The organism is Arthrobacter sp. 05L417, from assembly GCF_056397865.1.
The window spans coordinates 1-14990 of record NZ_JBFTOG010000047.1; the positions used below are offsets into that span (position 1 = coordinate 1).

General features: G+C 66.0%; 18 protein-coding genes. 14 read left to right on the plus strand and 4 right to left on the minus strand.

Translation table 11 applies throughout. The features are described from left to right. Positions 1–143: 143 nt before the first annotated feature. The 4 genes from AC1DJW_RS23575 to AC1DJW_RS23590 all read right to left on the minus strand — a co-directional run bounded on the left by AC1DJW_RS23575 (position 144) and on the right by AC1DJW_RS23590 (position 3434). Complete coding sequence (locus AC1DJW_RS23575; RefSeq protein WP_390280766.1) at positions 144–530, minus strand: flagellar assembly protein FliW; 387 nt, start codon at positions 528–530, stop codon at positions 144–146. Then, positions 527–1414, minus strand: coding sequence for a flagellar hook-associated protein FlgL (gene flgL / locus AC1DJW_RS23580; protein WP_476902668.1), 888 nt, complete (start codon positions 1412–1414; stop codon positions 527–529). The genes AC1DJW_RS23575 and flgL overlap by 4 nt, the downstream gene beginning before the upstream one ends. Positions 1415–1417: 3 nt before the next feature. Next, positions 1418–2857 (minus strand): flagellar hook-associated protein FlgK, encoded by a 1440-nt coding sequence (flgK, locus tag AC1DJW_RS23585; protein WP_476902669.1) that lies wholly within the window; start codon positions 2855–2857, stop codon positions 1418–1420. A 76-nt stretch (positions 2858–2933) separates the two neighbouring features. Continuing rightward, on the minus strand, positions 2934–3434 hold the full coding sequence (locus AC1DJW_RS23590; RefSeq protein WP_284754189.1) for a flagellar protein FlgN: 501 nt from the start codon (positions 3432–3434) through the stop codon (positions 2934–2936). 264 nt (positions 3435–3698) lie between these two features. Between AC1DJW_RS23590 and AC1DJW_RS23595 the strand changes: the two genes are divergently transcribed. The 14 genes from AC1DJW_RS23595 to AC1DJW_RS23660 all read left to right on the plus strand — a co-directional run bounded on the left by AC1DJW_RS23595 (position 3699) and on the right by AC1DJW_RS23660 (position 14988). Then, a complete protein-coding gene (locus tag AC1DJW_RS23595) occupies positions 3699–4571 on the plus strand; it encodes a flagellin N-terminal helical domain-containing protein (RefSeq protein ID WP_284754190.1) in 873 nt (290 codons plus the stop codon). 114 nt (positions 4572–4685) lie between these two features. Next, on the plus strand, positions 4686–6089 hold the full coding sequence (gene fliD, locus AC1DJW_RS23600; RefSeq protein WP_476902670.1) for a flagellar filament capping protein FliD: 1404 nt from the start codon (positions 4686–4688) through the stop codon (positions 6087–6089). Positions 6090–6092: 3 nt separating this feature from the next. Next, positions 6093–6524 (plus strand): flagellar export chaperone FliS, encoded by a 432-nt coding sequence (locus AC1DJW_RS23605; RefSeq protein ID WP_476902671.1) that lies wholly within the window; start codon positions 6093–6095, stop codon positions 6522–6524. Beyond that, complete coding sequence (locus AC1DJW_RS23610; protein WP_390280775.1) at positions 6514–6804, plus strand: hypothetical protein; 291 nt, start codon at positions 6514–6516, stop codon at positions 6802–6804. Before AC1DJW_RS23605 ends, AC1DJW_RS23610 begins: the two co-directional genes overlap by 11 nt. Before the next feature lie 136 nt (positions 6805–6940). Continuing rightward, positions 6941–7282, plus strand: coding sequence for a flagellar basal body rod protein FlgB (locus tag AC1DJW_RS23615; RefSeq protein ID WP_390280777.1), 342 nt, complete (start codon positions 6941–6943; stop codon positions 7280–7282). Further along, entirely contained in the window at positions 7282–7674 is a 393-nt protein-coding gene (locus tag AC1DJW_RS23620) for a flagellar basal body rod protein FlgC (protein WP_284754195.1), read from the plus strand. The genes AC1DJW_RS23615 and AC1DJW_RS23620 overlap by 1 nt, the downstream gene beginning before the upstream one ends. Beyond that, positions 7674–8012, plus strand: coding sequence for a flagellar hook-basal body complex protein FliE (gene fliE, locus AC1DJW_RS23625; RefSeq protein ID WP_284754196.1), 339 nt, complete (start codon positions 7674–7676; stop codon positions 8010–8012). Before AC1DJW_RS23620 ends, fliE begins: the two co-directional genes overlap by 1 nt. Then, on the plus strand, positions 8012–9646 hold the full coding sequence (fliF, locus tag AC1DJW_RS23630) for a flagellar basal-body MS-ring/collar protein FliF (protein WP_476902672.1): 1635 nt from the start codon (positions 8012–8014) through the stop codon (positions 9644–9646). The genes fliE and fliF overlap by 1 nt, the downstream gene beginning before the upstream one ends. Further along, complete coding sequence (fliG, locus tag AC1DJW_RS23635) at positions 9643–10671, plus strand: flagellar motor switch protein FliG (protein ID WP_390280785.1); 1029 nt, start codon at positions 9643–9645, stop codon at positions 10669–10671. The genes fliF and fliG overlap by 4 nt, the downstream gene beginning before the upstream one ends. Continuing rightward, positions 10661–11275: a FliH/SctL family protein gene (locus AC1DJW_RS23640; RefSeq protein ID WP_476902673.1), complete on the plus strand. Its 615-nt coding sequence runs from the start codon at positions 10661–10663 to the stop codon at positions 11273–11275. Before fliG ends, AC1DJW_RS23640 begins: the two co-directional genes overlap by 11 nt. After that, entirely contained in the window at positions 11272–12603 is a 1332-nt protein-coding gene (locus AC1DJW_RS23645) for a FliI/YscN family ATPase (RefSeq protein WP_459342947.1), read from the plus strand. The genes AC1DJW_RS23640 and AC1DJW_RS23645 overlap by 4 nt, the downstream gene beginning before the upstream one ends. After that, the gene (locus AC1DJW_RS23650; protein WP_390280790.1) at positions 12600–13025 is read left to right on the plus strand and encodes a flagellar FliJ family protein; all 426 of its coding nucleotides are present in this window, start codon (positions 12600–12602) and stop codon (positions 13023–13025) included. Before AC1DJW_RS23645 ends, AC1DJW_RS23650 begins: the two co-directional genes overlap by 4 nt. Continuing rightward, complete coding sequence (locus AC1DJW_RS23655) at positions 13001–13633, plus strand: C40 family peptidase (protein WP_476902674.1); 633 nt, start codon at positions 13001–13003, stop codon at positions 13631–13633. Before AC1DJW_RS23650 ends, AC1DJW_RS23655 begins: the two co-directional genes overlap by 25 nt. After that, on the plus strand, positions 13633–14988 hold the full coding sequence (locus AC1DJW_RS23660) for a flagellar hook-length control protein FliK (RefSeq protein WP_476902675.1): 1356 nt from the start codon (positions 13633–13635) through the stop codon (positions 14986–14988). The genes AC1DJW_RS23655 and AC1DJW_RS23660 overlap by 1 nt, the downstream gene beginning before the upstream one ends. The last annotated feature ends 2 nt before the right edge of the window (positions 14989–14990 follow it).

Sequence of the window (14990 nt, forward strand, 5' to 3'; positions counted from 1 at the left end):
CTGCTCGTCCGGCTCGTCTGGCATCGCACCACCAGCCCGAAGCACGTCCTGGAACACTCAACCTGGCGACGAAAACACCAACACCGCGCACGACATAGTCATTACAAATCCCGCGGACACACCCCATAAACGCGACTGTAGTACTAGGCGCTCAGCTCGGCCCGCAGGGGGTATTCCTTGCTGTCCAGGAGAAGCTGCGTGCAGCGTCCGGTTTCCGGGTTCAGCACGATGGGGGCCGCGAGATTGACCGTGGTCTTTTCCGGGCTCGGGTTGACCACCACCAAGGTGGTTGCCAGCTCGGCCCGGTCCAGGCCGAGATCGTCCAGGGTTCTGCGGGGGATGGTTGGCGCATAGCCCGGAACATAAACCGTGGACTCGGCCAGGAACATCCGGATGCGCGGGTTTGCCGACTCCATCGCGTAGAGCCCGGGGGCGCCGTCGATTCCCCGCAAGACGAAGCCGCCTGAGGCTTCAAGCCCCGGCATGGGCGCGGTGAAGCTCAACTCCAGGGAAGCCTGGGCCGTGCTCATTTGAGGAAATCCATCAGCGTTGGCTGGAGCGTCTTGGCGGTGACCGCGAGCGCAACCTGGTAGTTGGTTTCCTGCAGCTTCAAGTCCATGACGACCTTTCCTATGTCGGCGTCTTCAATTCCCGAGCGCTGAACCTCAAGTGAGGCCTTCAGCCCGTCCACGGAGCTCTGCGCGCTCGTCAGCTTGGTCTGCCGCGCTCCGACGTCTGCCCGCCCACTGATGACTGTTTTGATGCTGTCGCTGAGCGCCGTCAAACGGCTGCTGACGTCCGCACCGGAGCGGATGTCAGCGACGACGTTGCTCACCAAAGCGAAGACCGAGCTACCGCCGCTCCCGAAGATCGCACCGCCGTCGGCGTCTACGCGCACCGTTTGGCTCGCATCGACGCGCCGCTCCACCGTACTGCCTGGCGTTCCATTGAAGAGGGGTGGCGTGGCATTGCTGAAGGCGCCAGCCGAGTCGGAGCTTCCCGCGAAGACATTGCGGCCGAGGTACTGCGTGTTCGCCTGGGCGAGGAGATCCTTGTTGAGGCCCTCGATTTCGACGGCGATCGCCTCCTTGGCGGAGCTGCTCAGGGAACCGTTGCCAGCCTGAACGGTAAGGTCACGGACCCGGTTGAGGATGTTCGTGGCCTGGCCGAGGGCTGAATCGGCGGTGGTCAGCCAGCCGTTGCCGTCATTGATGTTGTTCGAATACTGTCCGGCGGCGCTGATCTGTCCCCGCACAGCCAAGGCATTCGCCAGCCCCGCTGGGTCGTCTGAGGGCCTGGTGATGTTTGTGAGGTTGCTGGCCTTGTCCTGCAGTGCGGCGAGCTTGGCCTGGCCTGCCTGAAGGTTCAGTTGCGCGGCGGCGGACATCGTCTGGGTGGTGACTCTGTTCAGCATGGCTTACCTTCCCACCAATCCGGTGTGATTGATCAGGACGTCGAGGGCCTCGTCCACCGCGGTCATTGCGCGGGCGGCCGCCTGGTATGCGTGCTGGTTGGTGAGGAGGCTGATGTTTTCCTCGTCGAGGCTCACGGAGGCTCCTGAGGAACGCTGCCCGACGGCGGCAATGCTCGCCGCGTCGGCGAGCTGCTGGTGCTGTTGTGCCGAGCGCGAAGCCGTGCCGATTCCTGCGACGATTCCGGACCAAAGAACGTCGGGGGAAGCCTGCCCGGTGCCGATTTGGGCCACTGCGTCCGCGATTTTGCCGTCGAGGGCGCCGGAGCCGGGGCTGCCGGTGGCGATTCCTGCGGCGCTCGTCGGGACAACGCTGAGGGACAATGCAGCCGGGGCGCCGGGACTGGTCGTGAAGAAGTCGAGATTGGTGGCACCGGTGGTGGACTGACCGGTGCGGTGGACGGCGTTGACGTCGTTCATGAGTTTGCTCGCGAACGCGTTGTACGACGCGGCGGCTTCGGCGATCGCCCCGCCGGTGCCTCCCGCTGCGGCCGGGGCGAGGAGCGAGACCGCGCCGGCGAGCTTTCCGCCGTCGAGGGGTACCGCCACGCCGGGGCGGTCCGCCCATTCCAACTGGACCGGCCCCGCCAACGGCAATGTCGAACCGGGCGGGCTCATGGTTGTTTGGCCCGCCAGAGCGAGGTCGCGGTGCGAGGTGCCGGAGACGATTGCGTTGCCCCCGACGAAAACATCCACCGTGCCGTCGGCGTTGTCCCGGACGGTGCCTCCGGCCAAGGACGAGATGGTCTCGGTCACCTGGTTGCGGGCGTCGATGAGCTCGTTGGCGGAGCCCCCCGAGGCCATCACGGAGCGGATGGTCGCGTTGAAGTTAGCCACGCGGGCGGCGGCATCGTTCAGGGTGGCGACGGTGCTTTGGGCTTCGCCGCGGACGCGCGTCCACTGCGCGTCCAAGGCCTTGTAGCCTGTCGAAACAGTATTGGCGAGGGTTGTACCTGCCTGAAGCAGCACGCCTGCGGGCGCAGACTCTCCCGGGTTGTTGGAGATACCTTGCCAGGAGGACCAGAAATTCTGCAGCGCCGTGGATATCCCGGCGGGCCCGGGCTCGTTCAGCGGGCCTTCGAGCTGCTGGAGCTCGGTGGAGCGGTATCCGGCGTAGCCGGCCTGGGCGGCACTGGAACGAACCCCGGCGTCGAGGAAGCTGTTCCCCAAACGGGCGATTCCATCCATGGACACGCCCTGGCCTGCTTGGACCCCCGCTCCGACAAGGCCCGTCCGGACCGGCGCGCTGAGGGCCGATTGTTCGATGCGTTGCCTTGTGTAGCCGTCCGTGCCGGCGTTGGCGATGTTCTGCCCGGCCACGTTGATGCCCTGCTGCGCTGCGGTCAGGCCCAAGTAGGCCGTATTGAGTCCGCCGAATGTGCTCACTGCTGTGTCCTTTGGGTGATCCGGGCCTTGAGGTGATCCGGCCGTTGGTTGTCCGTCTACGTTTGATGAGTTTCGGTCAGAACTGCTGGTCGAAAAGGCGGGACGGGGTTGAGTCTGCATTCTTGCCCTGGGAACCCGTCCGGCCGTGGGAGTCGTAGGTCCCGGCCGCCGGCTTCAGATCCGCCATGGTCTCCTGGGTGGAACGGACGGCAGCGCGGAGGAACTGCTCGTTGGAATCACGCAGCTCCTTGATGGCGGCGGTCTGATGCTGCATGGCGTTCAGGTGCGAGGAAAGGACATCTGCCCAGGCCTCTTCCGGGGCGGACGCGGCCAGTTCGCCCAGTGAAGACTCGGCAGGCAGGCCCCATTGTTCTGCCACGGCAGCCACTTCCACCGCCCTCGCGAGCCCGGCCTTGGACAGGTGTTCCAGGACTTGTTCCACTTCCCGCGTGCCATGCGGCAACCATCGGGATTTGCCCGCGGTGAGGAGCAGCTGCTCTTCCTCCAGCTTGAATGTCAGCAGATCCAATAGCTCACGTTCTCGCCACAGCAGGGCCGACAGTTCATGGATGGCCATGTCGGGTCAACTCCAGTTCCGGGTTGGTTTCTCGGGTGCGTTGCCGCGAGAAGGCACTTTCCCCTGTGCCTTCGCCGCGCCAATGACAACTATCGGCCGCCGCGGCCCGTGCGTTAGATCAAGCGACGTGCGGTGGATTTTGTTGGCCGCGGCAAATTTTCCCTGCGGCTTTTTCTAACCAAAGGCCTGCTTGTTCCGATAACCAGAAGTGACAGGCCACGGACGGCCTGGAGTACCAGCAGACCCAATCACGGAGGAAACACCATGGGCATGGCAATCAACAACAACCTGATGGCTAACAACGCATACCGCAACCTGAGCAATACCCAGAACGAAGTATCCAGTTCGATGGAGAAGCTCTCCAGCGGCCTGCGCATCAACCGGGCAGCTGACGACGCAGCCGGACTGGCGATCTCCGAGGGCCTCAAGTCCCAGGTTTCCGGTTCCGCCGTTGCGGCCCGTAACGCCCAGGACGGCATCTCGGTCATCCAGACCACTGAAGGCGCCTTGACTGAGGTCACCTCGATCCTGCAGCGCATGCGTGACCTGGCCGTCCAGGGCTCGTCCGACACGAACAACGCCGATGCGCGCACTGCTATCAAGACCGAAGGCGACTCGCTCGGCCAGGAGCTCGACCGCCTGACCAAGGGCACGAACTTCAACGGCATCGACCTGCTCAAGGGTGCCGCTGGAGCCGGCGTTTCCGCCACCTCCACCCCGGGCTCCCTTGACATCCAGGTGGGCACCGGCGGCACCGCAAACGACAAGATCTCCGTCAAGGTCGGCGACGTGACTACGGCCGTCGGGGCGCTCTCCAGCTCAACCACCGCTGCGGACTTCCTGGTGGACACGTCCGCCAATGCGCAGACCACGATCACCAAGATCGACACCGCCATCAAGAACATCTCCACCCAGCGCGCGGGCCTCGGCGCCACCCAGAACCGCCTGCAGCACGCGATCAACACCCTGAATGTGTCCGGTGAGAACCTGCAGGCCGCTCAGTCCCGCATCACCGACACTGACATGGCCCAGGAAATGGTCAAGTTCACCAAGGCCAACATCCTGCAGCAGGCCGGTACGGCCATGCTGGCCCAGGCCAACCAGTCCGGCCAGGGTGTCCTCAAGCTCCTCGGCTAAACCCGGAACCGCCTGGCGGATCCATCCTCGCCGGTGGCGGTCAGCTCGGGTCCTATACCCGTCTGGCCGCCATTGGCCGTTAGCGCAGCAGCATAACTTTGGAAGGAACCCTCCGTGGGAACATCGATTGACGGCCTCGCCAGCGGCCTGAACACCACCTCGATGATCGACGCGCAGATGGCAGTGGAAGCGCTGCCCCAGCAGCAGTTGCAGTCCAAGGTCACCGCCGACCAGTCGATGATCAACGCTCTGAACAGCCTCAACACCCGTCTGACAGTGTTGGACTCCCTGGCCACCTCCATCTCGGCGCCCGGCGCGAGCAATCTGTTCACGGCCACCACGAACAACCCGGCCATCACGGCCAAGGCATCCACCACCGCGACCACGGGTTCGATCGACGTGACCGTGACCCAGTTGTCGAGCACCAAGATCGGTGTGACCGAAGCTCTCACCGCCTGGCCGACCGACGCGTCCGGCAACCCGGCACATCTGACTCTCGTCGACAAGACCGGCAAGGCCACCGAAGTCACTCCGACTTCCACGAGCCTTGACGATGTAGTCAAGGCCGTGAATGCCGCCGGCGGGGGAGTGAACGCGGTGAAGGTCCCTGCCGGCAACGGCACTTACCGCCTGCAATTGACCTCCACCACGGGCGGCGCGGCCGGCGACTTCCAGGCATATCAGGGCACCGCTGCCGATGTAACTGCCGGGACCGCGGCAGACCTGTTTGCCGCACCAACAGCTGCCATCGTCAAGCCAGCCGCGGACGCCCAGGCCATCCTCTATGCCGGCACCGCCGCGCAACAGACCATCACCTCCTCCAGCAACACGTTCAGCGAGGTCCTTCCCGGCGTCGCGGTGACCGCCACGGCCGTGAGCTCCTCGCCGGTGACCGTCACAGTCGCAAGCGACACACCTGGGATTACAAAAAAGGCCAGCGATCTGGTCTCCTCCGTCAACGATCTCTTGGGCTACATCGCGAGCAGCAGCGCGGTGAGCACGACGACGAGCACCGCCGGCGTCGCCAGCGCCAAGGGCGGCATCTTCACCGGTAACAGTTCCGTCCGGGCTGTCAGCGATGCCGTCACCGAAGCGGTGGTGGCCCCCTTGAACGGCAAGTCGCCCTCCGAATACGGCATCGTCATCGAAAAGGACGGCACCTTCTCTTTCGACAGTGACAAGTTCGCATCGGCGATGGCAGCCGACCCGGCCGGAACCCAGTCGGCCCTGTCGCAGATCGCCAGGAGGGTTGCCTCGGCCGCGACGAACGCCTCGGACCCGGTGAGCGGCTCCGTGCCGCAGCTGATCAAGGGGCAGCAGTCCGAAGTGACCGATCTGACCTCCCAGATCGCCGACTGGGACGTCCGGCTCGCGGACCGCCGAGCCTCCCTCAAAGCTGTCTACACCAACATGGAAGTCCTGCTCGGTGGCCTAAAGTCCCAGGCGTCGTGGCTCACCGGCCAGCTCTCCGCCCTCTCCAACTCATCCTCGTCCTCCTCGTCGTCGTCAGGAAACTAAACCGTGACAGCCACCGCCCTCCGGGCCAGCCAGCTCAGCAAGTACAACAAAGACGCGATTCTCTCGGCTCCGCCGGCACGGCTCCTCACCATGTTGTACGACCGCCTCCTCCTGGACCTGAACCGTGCCCAATTCGCCCAGGAGGGCGCCAATTGGGGCGTCGCCAGCGAAAACCTCCTGCATGCGCAGTCGATCGTCACGGAGTTGTCCTCCACGCTGAAGACAGATGCTTGGGATGGCGCGCCCGGACTGCTGAGCATCTATCAGTACTCGATGGAAGCGATGATCGGGGCCAACATCTACCGCGACGTCAACCGGACCAAGGAATGCATTGCGCTGCTGGAACCGCTTCGGCAAGGCTGGCATGACGCCTCTTCGCAGCTGCCTGCCCAGGGCGGGACCGCAAGTACGAACGGCACGCTCGGTGTCGGCTGACCCGGTACGGGAATGGTCGGACATCCTGGACCGGTTTGAAGGCGACATTGCCTTGGCTGTCTCCGGTGGCGAACCCGAGCCATGGAGTCCTCCCGCCGGGGCCGGCTCGCTTCCGGAGGGGCTGGCCGACCGGGCTCGGCGGATCCTTGACGCGCAGTTGGAATCCATGGCCATGCTCGGCAAGGTACGCAACGACGCCCTCGCCCATTTGGACGCCCTCGGCACAGTCCCTGGAAGCCGGAATTCCCCGCGTCCGTTGATCCTCGACGTCCAAGGCTGAAGCGAAAGTACCGAAAACAATCCCTGAATCGGCTAACGAATCGCCGACGCGTGCCGATGGTGGAAGTTGAGCAGGGATTGCTCGATGCACGGCCACGGATCGGCCTCTTCATATCTATTCGCGAAGGCAGGCCGTCGTGTTCGAGTCAGTGACTTCTGTTGCCCTTGGTAGCGCCTTGGACGCGCTCACATTGCGCCAGAACACCATCGCCAACAACATCGCGAACATCAATACCCCGAACTACCATGCCAAAAGGGTCCAGTTCGAAGACGCCCTCGCGGCTTCGGTGAGCGCCGGGAATGGTTACGCTGCACCCACGGTGTCAACGTCCCAGGAACCCACCCAGCTCAACGGCAACAACGTGAACCTGGACACCGAGACCCTCTCCAACGTGGACACTGTGCTGCGGTACCAGTTCGCGGCCCGGGCCGTCGGAGACGAATTCACCGCGATCCGCACGGCCTTGAGGACCAGCTGATGACCTTCGATGCGATCGGGATTGCCGGTTCCGCCCTGACTGTCCACCGCAAATGGCTCGATGCCGTCTCGGACAACCTGGCCAACATCAACGACGTGTCCCGCACCAGCGGCAAGGCTTTCCAAGCCCGCTACGTCGAAGCCGCCGAGGGCGGCGACGGAAACGGCGTGTACGTCAAGAGCACCCCCCAAGGCAGCGCAACCGGCAGGCTCGTGTACCAACCGGACCATCCGCTGGCTGACGCCCAGGGCTATGTCCGTTACCCGGACATCGACCTCTCCGAACAGATGGGTGCCCTGATTGTGGCGCAACGCGGCTACCAGGCCAACGCCCAAGTGGTTGACCGCGCCCGTGAGACGTACCAGGCAGCGCTCGAGATAGGAAAATCCTGATGGCTTTGGACCCGATCGGCGCAATTCAAGGTGGCGGAGGACTTTCGGTGCAAGGCGTCAGCGGCACCGGCTACCTAGGCACAAACAACGTAAGCGGAGCCGCCGGAACATCGGACGGCAATGGCTTTGCGACCGCTCTGACCGGTGCCGTGGACAACCTCCAGTCCCTGCAATCGGCGTCGAACCAGCTGGCAGTGTCCGCGGTGACGGGCAACCTTGACGACATCCACAAGGCGACGATCGCTGCCACGCGCGCCCAGATCACCATGGAGCTTGTCTCCACGGTACGGAACAAGGGCGTTGACGCGTTCAACGAGATCATGAGGATGCAGGCCTGATGCCTCCACAGATTGCCGCCTTCTTCCGCAAGATGGGCGATGGATTCAAGGGATTCACGGCCGGGCAGCGCACCATCGCCATCATCGGCATCGCCGTCCTGGTGCTCGGCGGGGTGGCCCTGTCAGCATGGTTGGGCAAGCCGTCCTACTCGCCGCTGTTCTCCGGACTGAAGGACACGGACGCCAACGGGATCGTGGAGCAGCTGCGTAAGGACAACGTCCCGTACGAGCTCAGCAACGGCGGTTCCACCATCCTGGTTCCCGACGACAAGGTCAACGACGAACGGCTGAAAGCGGCCGCAGCGGGCCTTCCTGCGGCCGCAGCCACGGGCTATTCACTGCTCGACAAGCTCGGCGTGACCTCCTCCGAGTTCCAGCAGTCGGTGACGTACAAGCGCGCGCTCGAGGGCGAACTCGCCACCACCATCCAGGCCATGGACGGAGTGAAGACAGCAGCCGTGCAGCTCGCCATTCCCGCCAAAACAGTGTTCGTGGACAAGGCTCCGGACGCCACGGCATCCGTGTTCGTGGAAACGCAGCCGGGTATCACCCTGTCTGCCGATAAGGTCCAGGCGATCGTGCACTTGACGTCCGCCGCGATCGAAAACCTGAAGCCAACGAACGTGACCGTGGTGGATTCCCAAGGCAACGTCCTCTCCACAGTGGGAGGGGGAGCCACCGGCTCCTCGTCCAAGCAAGCCGCCGACTACCAACAGCGCACCTCCGATTCGGTGAAGGCAGTCCTGGACAGGGTAGTGGGCCCGGGCAACGCCACCGTAGCCGTCGCGGCCGACGTGACCGCGGAGTCCGCGCAGCAGCGCAGCGAGACGTTCTCCACGGCCAAGGACGCCGCTCCGCTGAGCGAGACCACCAAGACCGAGAAGTACACGGGAACCGGCGGCGGCGCCTCCGGTGTCCTTGGCCCGGACAACATTGCCGTGCCGGTCGGCACCAGCGGCAACGGAACGTTCGACTCCAGCGACACCACCAAGAACAACGCCGTCAACAAGGTCACGGAAGACCGCACCATTCCGCAAGGCGCCGTGAAACGCCAGACTATCTCCGTCGCCATCAACCAGGCCGCGGCGGCCGGACTCAACGTCAACTCCGTCAAGGCCCTCGTCACTTCCGCGGCCGGCGTCGATCCCGCCCGCGGCGACGTGGTGACGGTCGAAGTGCTGCCCTTCAGTACTTCGGCCGCAGACGCAGCTGCCCAGGCATTGGGCGCGGCCAAAGCACAAGCCGACGCCAAGCAGCAGTCGGATTTGATGAACACGCTCATCCTGGCGGGCAGCATCCTGCTGGCAGTCGTAGCGCTGATTGTGCTCGTGCTGATCCTCTTGCGCCGCAGGCAGCGCCGCGAACCGGTTGACCTTGGCGAACGCCTTGACTACGAGATGCTGCCGCAAGCCGTCTCCACCCCGGCACTCGAAGGACCGCCCGCCACCTCGGCGATCGAACTGCCGCCTGCACATCCGGTTCCGGCGTTGCCGATGCCTGCCTTGCCTATGCCTGGCGCCGAAGCGCTCGACGGCGAGCGGCGGCTGGCCCAGATTGAAGCCATGGTTGCAGAGAACCCGGCCCGGACCGCCGACTACCTGCGCGGGCTCATGGATGATAGGCAAGCGGTATGAGGGCCGGGGAGTTGGAAGCAGGCGTCCTGACCGGCCCGCAGAAGGTGGCCGTGGTGCTGATGCAGATGAGCCCTGCCAGCGCCGCCTCTGTCATGACCCAGTTCTCCGAGTCCGAGGCCGAGGACGTCGCCGCCGAGATCGTGCGCTTGCGCCGCGTCTCCCCATCAGTGGCGGACCTCGTCATGACCGAGTTCCACGACCTTGCAGTCAGCGGACGCCGCACGGCCCGCGGGGGCCAGGAATTCGCCGTCGGGCTCCTGGAAGCGTCCTTCGGTGCGGACAAAGCGGCCGGTTTCATGGACCGTCTCGCGTCCACGATGGCCGGGAAGTCCTTCGAATTCCTGGAAATGATGGATTCGGGGCAGCTTCTGGCCCTGATCGACGGCGAGATGCCGCAGACCATTGCCTTGATCCTGGCGCATTTGCGGCCGGGCAAGGCTTCCGCGGTCATGGCCGGCTTGGGCGATGTGCAGCGGAGCGAGGTGGCCCGATGCATCGCCACGATGGGGATGGCTTCGCCGGAGGCCGTGGGCATCGTGGCCGAGACCCTCAAGGTTCGTGCCGGAGCCGTCATGTCGCAAAGGAAGTCGAGCGAGATTGTCGGCGGCATCCAGCCTCTCGTTGACATCATCAACCGCTCCGACGTCAACACCGAGCGCTCCGTCCTGGAAGGCTTGGAAACCCTGGATCCGGAGCTGGCCACGGAAGTGCGCGCCCGGATGCTGACTTTCGTGGACATCGTGAAATTGGAACGCCGCGACATCCAGCAGATCCTTCGTGGCGTCAATGCCGAAGTGCTCGCTGTCGCCATGAAGGGTGCCCCTGCCGCAGTGCTCGAGGCCGTGCGCACCAACGTGTCCGGGCGCAACCTCGAAATCCTGGAAGCCGAGATGGCTTCCGCCGGACCGGTGCGCGCCTCCCAGGTTGAAGAGGCCCGGGCCGAGATTGTCCGTTCCATCCGTGAGTTGGAAGCCGACGGCGCCATCGTGGTCCGGCGCGGCGAAGAAGACGACTATGTCTACTGAGGCTGGGCTCCAGAGGGTGGTCTTCCCGGACATCCAGCCGGCCTCGAGGTTACGCAAGGAGGACCGGGGGTACACCCAAGGACACGCGGCAGGTTACGCGGCCGGGATCCAGGCCGCGGCCGTGGAACAACGCCGTCTGCGCGAACAGTTTCAAGGCGAACACCGCGCAATGCTCGACGCCGGGCGCCTGGCAGTGGCGCAAGCTGTCCGCGTGCTCGAAGCGGCCGCCGCCGCATCCAGGCAGCGCAGCGGCGCTGTATTGGAGGAAGCGCAGGATGTGTTGGCCGCGAGCGCGATGGAGCTTGCCGAAGCCATCCTGGGCTACGAACTCAATGACGGCGGGAATACCGCCCGCGCCGCGCTGGCCCGCGCCCTCAGCACCGCGTCCGGCGCGGAAACCGTGACTTCCGTCCGGCTCCACCCGGCGGACCTGGCCGCGCTGGACGCCGTCGACGTCGGGAACATAGCCGGCGTCGAACTTAAGGCCGATCCCACCCTGAACCCCGGCGATGCGATCGCGGAATTTCCGCAGGGCTGGCTCGACGCCCGGCTCGGCACCGCTTTGGACAGGGCCAAAGCAGCGGTGCTGGGGAACGACGCATGAGCGGCATCAATTTCCGGCCGCACGCAGGCCGCTTCCGCGCAGCCCTCGCCGCCGCGGCACCGCAGCGCGTGGGCACCGTGACGTCCGTGCTCGGCCTTGGACTGGAGGTCTCCGGGCTGGACTGTGCCGTGGGAGACCTGGTGACCGTGGGCGAGGCTCCGGGGCTCGACGCCGAAGTGGTCGCCTCGGTCAGTGGCGTGGTGCGCTGCATGCCTCTGGGACGGTTGACCGGAGTGGCCGCGGGTGACCCGGCACGCTCCAAGGGCGCTCCGATCCTGGTCCCTACGGGCCGTGGCCTCTTCGGGCGGGTGTTGGATGGGCTTGGGCGTCCGATCGACGGCAAAGGTCCGTTGCCCGCCAGTCCCATGGTCCCTTTGGACAACGAAGCGCCGCCGGCCATGCACCGCGCCCGGGTTGACACTCCGCTGCAGACCGGCGTCCGCGTCCTGGACACCATGGCAACGCTCGGCCGCGGCCAGCGCATGGGGTTGTTCGCGGGCTCGGGGGTCGGCAAGTCCTCGTTGCTGTCCATGATCGCCCGGGGCACGGACGCCGAAGTATCCGTGATTGCCTTGGTGGGGGAGCGCGGACGTGAAGTGCGCGAGTTCCTGGAAGACGACCTCGGGCCTGAAGGCCTGGCTCGTTCCGTGGTGGTTGTGGCGACGTCCGACGAGCCTGCCCTGATGCGCATGCGCGCCGCCGTCACGGCCACCCGGATTGCCGAATCGTTCCGCGAAGCCGGCCAGGACGTGGTCCTCATGATGGATTCGCTGACGCGCGTGGCCATGGCCCAGCGCGAAATCGGCCTGTCCGCCGGTGAGCCGCCGGCTACCCGCGGCTACCCGCCGTCGACCTTTTCCGTGCTGGCCCGGCTCCTGGAACGCGCCGGCACCGCCGAAACCGGATCCGTGACCGGTATCTACACGGTGCTGGTGGACGGCGACGACCACAACGAACCGATCGCCGACGCCGCCCGCTCGATCCTCGACGGACACGTGGTCCTGGACCGGAAGCTCGCCGTCACGGGGCATTTTCCGTCGGTGGACGTGCTTGGTTCCGTGTCCCGTGTGGCCTCCAAGGTCAACTCCGGCGATCGCACGGCGCTCGCGGCCTCCTTGCGCAGGGTCCTCGCCGCGCGGCGCAGCGCCCAGGACCTGATCGACGTCGGCGCCTACCACCGCGGCAGCAATCCCTTGGTGGACGCGGCACTGGACCACGAAGCCGCCATCAACGGGTTCCTGCAGCAAAGCATGGACGAATCCACTCCCTACAGCGAGTCCTGGCCGGAACTCTTCCGCCTCTCAGCAAGCCTCGAAGGAGCCGCGTGAACCGTCAATTCTCCCTGGCCGGGCTGTTGCGCCTGCGCCAGACGCAGCAGGACGCCGCCGCCAGTGGACTGGCCCGCGCCAACTCCCGGTCCGCATCCTTGCGATCCCGGCGTGCTACAGCCCGCGAGGAACTGGCCGAGTCCGCCGGAGACGCCGGAAGCTCCGCGTCTCTCCTGGCCATCGCGGCGGCCCGTGCTTCCGCGCAGAGCATGTTGGCCGAGCTTGACGCCCTGGCCGCTAGTGCGGAGGCTGAAGCCGCCGAGGCCCGCGCGGAATACACCGAAGCCAAACGCCGCGCGGTAGGGCTCGAGAAGCTCGAAACCCGCCACGGCGCCGCGTTCGAGGCTTCCGCGCTCCGTGCCGAGCAAGGCGTTCTGGACGAAATAGCGTCTTCCGCGTGGCATCGAAAGGCCACCTCGTGAGCATGACCGAGGCCATCGGGCGCATCCAAAGCATCCAGTCGATGTTGCAGCAATTGAGCCAAGGCGTCCTCCCGCAGGCATCTTCCGCGGGCACCACCGCTTCCACCGGGACCCGGGCCCCCTCCGGGGGCGCGGCTAGTTCGACGGACTCGGCGTCCTTCGCGCAAGCGCTGAGCTCCGCCGTCGGGGGCTCGGGCGCGCTTTCGGGTGTCATTACAGGCATGGCTACCGGCGCTGTGACGGGCGATGCCGTGGTGGCCGACGCCAAGAAATACGTGGGTGTGCCCTATGTTTGGGGCGGCACCAACCCGGCGGTGGGCATGGATTGCTCCGGCTTCGTGCAGCGCGTCTTCAAGGATCTCGGCGTCGACCTGCCGCGCGTCGTCAGCGACCAGATGCGGCAAGGCACTCCCGTGGCGTCCTTGGCCCAGGCCAAGCCCGGCGACCTGCTGGTCAGTTTCGGCGGCGAACACATTTCCATCTACCTCGGCAACGGCAAAGCGATCGACGCGCCCGTCCCCGGCCAGACCATCCAGATCCGCGATGCGTGGGAACAGCAGTCCAATCTGACCGCCATCCGCCGGATTGTCCCCGCGGGAGGCTCGTGATGCAGTTGCCTTCTGCCGGTGTGGCTGCTCCGCGTCCGGTTGTTCCCGGATCTTCGCCTGTGCCGCAGCCCGGCGCCGCCGCTGGCTTTGAGGCCGTGATGATCGGCCTGCTGGCGGCCGACGCGATGACCTCCGATGGGACCGCACAGCAAACGCCCGACGGCGGAGCGCAAGGAAAGCCTGCCGCCGACGGTTCCGTGCCGGTCGCCCGAGCTGCCAAGCCGGAAGGGTCGAAGGGCGCCAAGGACAGGGCTGATGCGGCGGGTTCGCCTGGTGCGCCGGGTGCTGTTGATACGGGTGTGGTGGGCGCTGTTGATGCGGCGGCCATTGTTGCGGGTGGGGCCGCTGTTGCGGGCGGACTCGCGATGGCCGTTGTCGCTCCGGGGACCGCTACTCCGCAGGCGAGCAGGTCGGGCAATGCTGTACCGGTTAAGGACGCTACGGCACCGGCCAAAGCGATTGCAGGCACGTCGGCAGCGGCAAGCCTTGTCGGTGGGATGCCCGTCCCCACTGTGCCGGTAGCGCCGCCGCTCGGGAGCCCTGGCCAAAGTCCAACCCAGCCTGGTTCGGCCCCGAGCAACCCGCTGCCCGCCGGCCCGCAGCCTGCTGGCACCCTGCCGCCCAGCCCTATCCCCGGTAACTCGTCGCCTACCAACCCGCTGCCCGCCAACCCCGAACCCGGGGTCAGCATGGCCGCAGTCCCGGCACGCGAGTCGGGCACCGCCGTCGTACTTCCCGTGGGGAAACCCGCGACGCAGCGGGACTCACCACGGGTCCTCGGGCAGGACACGCAGGCCGCCACGACACCCGGGCTTCCCGCGGGGATCCAGGGCGGAATTCCGGTGGTGGGGCAGCCAGCGTCGCCACTCCAGCAGGCCTCTTCGACAGCCGCCCCACGCATGGTGACGCCCACGTTCCAATCAGATCCGGCGAAACTGTTGCCTCAAGTGTCCGGACCGTTGTTCTCCCTTGCCTCGGCGGCGCCTGGCTCGCACGTGATGACCTTGAAGCTGTCGCCGGAAAACCTCGGTCCGCTGACCGTCCGGGCCCATATCGAAGGCGCAGGGGTCCGGATCGAATTATTCGCCCCCGGGGAAGCCGGCCGCGAGGCAGTGCGCAGCATCCTGCCGGAACTGCGGCGCGGACTCGGCGAATCGGGTTTCGGCGCGAGCCTCGACCTCTCCGAACACAACGCTCCGGCCGACGCCGGCGCGGGCGGCTCGGACCCCGGGGAGCGTCGCCCGGCGGAGAGCTCGGCCTTCCCACGGAGCAGCGACGGCGACACGGTTCGCCTGCCGCGGACCGCCGTCGTACTTCCCCGAAGCATTACCAGCAGCCTGGACATTCTCGTCTGATG

What these genes read in the sequence shown, in the direction of transcription:
- AC1DJW_RS23590 (WP_284754189.1), bottom strand. Translation starts at nt 3,434, where the DNA reads ATGGCCATCCATGAACTGTCGGCCCTGCTGTGGCGAGAACGTGAGCTA.
- AC1DJW_RS23645 (WP_459342947.1), top strand. Translation starts at nt 11,272, where the DNA reads ATGAGCGGCATCAATTTCCGGCCGCACGCAGGCCGCTTCCGCGCAGCC.
- fliF (WP_476902672.1), top strand. Translation starts at nt 8,012, where the DNA reads ATGCCTCCACAGATTGCCGCCTTCTTCCGCAAGATGGGCGATGGATTC.
- AC1DJW_RS23575 (WP_390280766.1), bottom strand. Translation starts at nt 530, where the DNA reads ATGAGCACGGCCCAGGCTTCCCTGGAGTTGAGCTTCACCGCGCCCATG.
- AC1DJW_RS23660 (WP_476902675.1), top strand. Translation starts at nt 13,633, where the DNA reads ATGCAGTTGCCTTCTGCCGGTGTGGCTGCTCCGCGTCCGGTTGTTCCC.
- AC1DJW_RS23640 (WP_476902673.1), top strand. Translation starts at nt 10,661, where the DNA reads ATGTCTACTGAGGCTGGGCTCCAGAGGGTGGTCTTCCCGGACATCCAG.
- AC1DJW_RS23595 (WP_284754190.1), top strand. Translation starts at nt 3,699, where the DNA reads ATGGGCATGGCAATCAACAACAACCTGATGGCTAACAACGCATACCGC.
- fliG (WP_390280785.1), top strand. Translation starts at nt 9,643, where the DNA reads ATGAGGGCCGGGGAGTTGGAAGCAGGCGTCCTGACCGGCCCGCAGAAG.
- AC1DJW_RS23620 (WP_284754195.1), top strand. Translation starts at nt 7,282, where the DNA reads ATGACCTTCGATGCGATCGGGATTGCCGGTTCCGCCCTGACTGTCCAC.
- flgL (WP_476902668.1), bottom strand. Translation starts at nt 1,414, where the DNA reads ATGCTGAACAGAGTCACCACCCAGACGATGTCCGCCGCCGCGCAACTG.
- fliE (WP_284754196.1), top strand. Translation starts at nt 7,674, where the DNA reads ATGGCTTTGGACCCGATCGGCGCAATTCAAGGTGGCGGAGGACTTTCG.